This is a genomic window from Caballeronia arvi (genome assembly GCF_001544695.2).
Taxonomy (GTDB): domain Bacteria; phylum Pseudomonadota; class Gammaproteobacteria; order Burkholderiales; family Burkholderiaceae; genus Caballeronia; species Caballeronia arvi.
This window is the reverse complement of record NZ_FCOM02000186.1, coordinates 1-2,252: the sequence shown is the minus strand read 5'-3', so window position 1 is coordinate 2,252 and position 2,252 is coordinate 1. Positions and strand designations below refer to the sequence as shown.

The 2,252-nt window shown below is 57.5% G+C and carries 1 protein-coding gene and 1 pseudogene; one reads left to right on the top strand and one right to left on the bottom strand.

Annotated elements, in window-relative coordinates:
- Nucleotides 1–763 precede the first annotated feature (763 nt).
- Entirely contained in the window at nt 764–1,666 is a 903-nt protein-coding gene (locus AWB74_RS44115) for a hypothetical protein (protein ID WP_061152747.1), read from the top strand.
- A 197-nt stretch (nt 1,667–1,863) separates the two neighbouring features.
- Here the strand turns inward: AWB74_RS44115 and AWB74_RS44110 are convergent.
- A pseudogene (locus AWB74_RS44110) lies at nt 1,864–2,175 on the bottom strand (HU family DNA-binding protein); the annotation flags it as partial.
- Between the last annotated feature and the right edge of the window lie 77 nt (nt 2,176–2,252).

Sequence of the window (2,252 nt, the reverse complement as noted above, 5' to 3'; positions counted from 1 at the left end):
CGGCAAAAGCCGCCATCGTCTCCCAGGTGGGTCAGTTTTATGTCGGCGACAGGGTCAGTTTTACATCGGCGCTAACAAATACGAATCGCCTGGCATGAAGAGATGCACGAGGTAACAGATTCTTGCACTCAACGCGCTGCGACTTGTCTCGCTTGCCGACGTCGATGCCTCGATCGAGCAATAACGACCGAACAATAAAATTAGTACTGTTTAGTTAGACGTTGCATCCGAACGATGTACACCCGCTTGCGAAGACCAGTGTGGATGAAGGGACATAAAGTAGCCATGCCCATCAATAGGACGCGCAATCGTGCAGTGTCAAAATAGAGTTTTTCAACACGCGAACGCCCGCGTCGACGAGATAGTAACTACCGGCAAGCGCGACATCGCTGGGGGTGACCGCCGAGGCAGTCGTAGGGTTTGGAAACGTGACGCGATGTGCGCGCGAGTGCGCAAGCGTGCTCGCGCTGGACGAATCCCGCGGTCTTTTCATCCCGATTCTCTGTGTTCCTCCTTAGCTCGTTGCCTCCAGACGGGTGGTCTCCTCGCGCCACGGTCTCCTCGGGCCGCGTGATCGTGGCTGTTTCGAGATATACGAGAGAGATGCGCGCGCGGATGCACGCGTATTGCCGATTGTTCCGCGCGGCCACCGAAAGTCCCAAAAGCGGGATATATCGGTTGTACATCGTCCGCATCATCTCCCGATGAGAGGTCGACCGAAACGTTGGCTAGCGCCCGTTTCGCAAAATGAAGAGGTAGGAATTTGAACAACAATACAGACGTGCGCTTCGCGATCCCTGAGAGCATCGCGAAAGCGAAAGCGCGCCTGCTTGTAGAACTTGCAGGCGGTAAAGACGAGTTGAACTATCTGCACGCCCTGGAGGCAACAGCCCAAGGCTGCGGGTTTAAAGGCTGGCGGGCGTTAAAGCGCTTTTACGAGCAGCGTGCGACTGAGGATGCTTCGCTTCCCGAGGAATTGCTGGCGCACGACAAGGACGTTTCGGACGAGGTCCGTTGGTCGCGCCTGCAAAACCAACGTAGCGCGGTTCAGCGATATCTGAAGTGTGAGCAGGAACGGGCGACCGAGCTCGTTCGCGTGTGGGGCCTTACAAGCTCAACCAGTTCTTCGAAGCGTAAGCTGGAGGCGCACTTGAGGTCCTCTCATGGCGGCGTGAAACCAAAAACGCAAAAACCCCAGGTAGAGAAGTCGGAATCGAGGCAGTCACAGGGTGTTACACGCGAGACGGCGCAGCGCATATCAAAGCGACCGGCACATCGGCCGCCTCGCGACACCGGTAGGACACACGAATCTCGATGCCAGAATGGTCGTGAGGATTTGCCGGCCAAAACTCGTTTTCGACCGGACCCGCTGGTTTCGACGGTGTTCTTGTCCGGGATGGATGGCGCGTTCAAGAGGACGCTGCGCGTCACGGAGCAGGGGCAGCAGGTACAACGTGCTCGAACTCGCCCGCATGACCAGAACAGGCAGAACAGTCGACCACGTCGGCCGAATCCGCTGCAGACCAATACGTTCCTCGCTCGCCGAGACGAGCGGACGTTGCCGCAGGTGCGCGAGGATGGCGACTACACCGCCCACGTGCCGCGCTCCGATTCATCGGCCTCGGTGACCTACAAAAAGCGTCGTGTCGTCGAAGGACAAACCTGACAAGGACGGCCTTTACTCGCCCCCGGTCGGGAGTGAGTCTGCGAAGACGAAGGCGTACACGGCGTTGGCTAGGCTACCGGAGCGGCTCGTCACCAGAACTGCGGGCCTTTCGTCGATGTTTCCAGCGGCTCGATCTGAGAAGTAGATGCGAAGAAGCCCGCGCGAGGCGGGCTTCTGGTCAACACAAAGAGTGGGCGTTAGGCAGCCGCGTCTTTGAGCTTCTTCAGCGCGCGCACTTTCAACTTTACCGTAGCCGGCTTGGCATCAAACCAGCGCTCCTGACCCGTGAACGGGTCCTTTCCGAACCGACGCTTCTTTGCTTCCACCTTCTGCACGTTGATTTTCAGCAGGCCGGAAAGCGTGAACTCGCCGAGCCCCTTTTTGTGAACAGAACCGAGAATCGTCTCTTCAAGCGCGGCGAGCACTGCCTTCACCTGCTTCGGCTCGACACCAGCTTGTGTTGCCACATGGGCCGTGAGCGACGCTTTGGTAAATTGGTCCTTCACTGGCTTAACAGGCTGTTGAATTTCGTTCCGATGTGCACGGTCGTTGAGAGCTATGCGTTATGGATATCATGTTCACAACA